The 2,592-nt window shown below is 38.6% G+C and carries 2 protein-coding genes; both read right to left on the bottom strand.

Annotated features, from left to right (window positions below):
- Positions 1-315 precede the first annotated feature (315 nt).
- Entirely contained in the window at positions 316-1,458 is a 1,143-nt protein-coding gene (locus DFR59_RS19905; RefSeq protein ID WP_114747413.1) for an IS91 family transposase, read from the bottom strand.
- Entirely contained in the window at positions 1,455-2,327 is an 873-nt protein-coding gene (locus DFR59_RS19900; protein ID WP_114747412.1) for a tyrosine-type recombinase/integrase, read from the bottom strand. Before DFR59_RS19900 ends, DFR59_RS19905 begins: the two co-directional genes overlap by 4 nt.
- Positions 2,328-2,592 lie beyond the last annotated feature (265 nt).

Genomic DNA, 2,592 nt, shown 5'->3' with positions numbered 1-2,592 from the left:
GGTTCTTATAGGGGTCAATCGGAAGTTTTGCGCGAAAAAAGGCACAACTAGGCTGCGGTTCTAGTTGTGCCTTTTTTCCATATTTCGAATTCGATCTATCCGCAAAATTTTTGATTGCCAAGAAGAATGAAGTCGCGGACGACCGCTTATGGGGTTTTAATCTTTTTCTTTCCCCTTCTTTTTATATTCTTTTCTTTTTTTTCGACCTCCTTGAGGGGTTCCTGTTCATTTTTTCAGTGGTTTTAAGGGGATTGGACATACTTTCCCCCTCCCCAATAAAGAGGCTTTTTAAATAGCGATTCAAATTTCTTACTCTCAAGGCACATGCCCAGTAGTGACAGCTTTTAGGTGATCCTTTTTACAACCAGGACACAACGTTACGTCTCTTTTCAGAAGGACGGAGACAACCTCAAGAGTACTAAGTCCTTCGAACTTTGGTTTATACAAAGGGCTTTTGGTGAGCTTCCTACAAAGGGCAAGCTTTGTTTTCTTATTTCGATTGGCTAGTAGCCCATAATGTCTCACTTTGACAAATTTTCTTGGAAGGACATGCATGAGAAAGCGACGAACAAACTCTACACCTTTTAAAGTCACGGTTTTCTTCTGATTGTTGTTTTTATAGTCTTTTACTTGAAACGTTACGGTCTCTTTTGTTTTGGAGATAATTCGATGATTGGATATAGCGATTCGATGCGTGTAACGGCCAAGGTATTTCATCACGGCCAATGGTCCTGAAAACGTCCTTTTGGTATAGCTGTACCAATTAAGGTTGTAACACTCATCTAGTAATTTCTGAAAGATTTCAGGTTCTTCGAACTGCTTGGTTTCATTATAGAAATTCAATGAATTTTGAGCGTAATATTGTTTGAGATAGTAAAGAAATTTACCACGAAACTTTTTGGATAACACTTTTACAGGAATAAAGAATTTTTCACTAGAACTACACCACTGGTTGTGCGAGTTCAGTCCACCCGCTAATACAACGGTGTGAATATGGGGATGGTAGTGAAGATTTTGCCCCCATGTATGCAAGACGGATAAAAAACCAATCTGAGCTCCTAAATATTTTTTATCCTGAGAAAGCTCCATCAAGGTTTCGGCGACCGCTTTATACATCAAGTTATAGAGTAGTTTCTGGTTATGGTAGATGACCATGTGTAATTGTTCGGGCATGGTAAAAACCACGTGAAAATAGGGGGCAACCAGAACATCTTTCCTCCTCTGATCCACCCAAATCTCCTTGTTCACTCCTTGGCACATGGTACAGTGACGATTCCGGCAGGAATTATAGCTTATTTGAGTATGATGGCACGTATCACATTTATAAGAATGGCCACCCATGGTGGCTGTTTTACAATCTCGAATATCCCTGGCGGCTTTGAATTGTTCTTTGGAAGATTTGTAGGTTCTTTGATACTTAGGATAAAAGGTTCTAAACAGATCTTGGACATTCGTCATGTTTGATGGTTTCCTTTGGTATCTAATGGACTTTTAATGCCCATTAAGCTTTTGGAGGTCATATGCAAGTAGATCGAAGTGGTTTGAAGACGATTATGTCCAAGCATCTGTTGAATCAATACCGGTTCAACGCCACTTTCTAACGAATGTGTCGCAAAACAATGCCGTAAGGTGTGAGCTGAAATATTGAAATCCAGATTCAACTTTTCTCTAAGTTTGATGAATGTATTCTTTATCGTTTTCACATGAATATGTTCTTTAGGATTTCTCCCTGGGAAAAGCCAATCGCTGCGTTCATAGGAAACGTTTGAAAAGAAGGCTCTAAAATAGTCACGGAGCACTTCCAGTGCCGTATTAGATAGAATGGTATATCGGTTGGTATTATGTTTTGCCTGTTCGACTCGTATTCGCATAGTTTGACTACAGACATCACTGATTTTCAACTTTGCTACTTCACTTACTCGAAGGCCACTTCCATAAATTAATACGAGGATGGCCTTATGTTTTAGATTAGTAGTCGAATCTAAAAGTGCGTCTACATCTTCCCGAGAGGGAATGACCGGAAAGGACTTGGTTCTTTTCATCCTTGGAACTTTTCTGTGATTCCATTCCTTATCTAAAATATACGTATAGAAAAACTTAATCGCGGAGATATAGTTGTTAATGGTCCCCGCTGATAGACCCTTTTCTTTCTTTAAGAAAAGAATATATTGTTGGATATCTTTTTCATCCATTTCTTCAATGGGTGTGTTCCGTTCTTGTAAAAATGTGAGAAAGGCCCTCATTCCCCTCCAATAAGATTCTCGTGAGGAATCTGGGGTCCCTTTTAGTTCAAAGTATAGTTCGATCTCTTGATCATATTGTTTCATTATGGTCTGCCTCCTCCAGTTAATAGTTGATGAATACATGAATTGGAGGAGGTGCTCGACTGTTATATGTAAAAATAGGTGTGTATATTTTACACAGTATGTGTGCTATAATTTCCATTAGAAAAAGTATGTCCTTTCCTGTGAATTGTTTGGTTTTGGTCGATTAAACAATATCACAAAAGGGCATACTTTTTTGTTTTTTATTTTAAAGATTTTTAGGGTTCTAAGATTTTAAGGAGCCATCGCAGAGCGATTTCGTTCTTCT

The sequence above is a fragment of the Falsibacillus pallidus genome, assembly GCF_003350505.1.
In the GTDB taxonomy this organism is placed as follows: domain Bacteria; phylum Bacillota; class Bacilli; order Bacillales; family DSM-25281; genus Falsibacillus; species Falsibacillus pallidus.
This window is presented reverse-complemented; position numbering and strand designations above follow the sequence as displayed.

Coding starts and splice junctions, on each gene's coding strand:
- DFR59_RS19905 (WP_114747413.1), bottom strand. CDS start 1,458: ATGACGAATGTCCAAGATCTGTTTAGAACCTTTTATCCTAAGTATCAA.
- DFR59_RS19900 (WP_114747412.1), bottom strand. CDS start 2,327: ATGAAACAATATGATCAAGAGATCGAACTATACTTTGAACTAAAAGGG.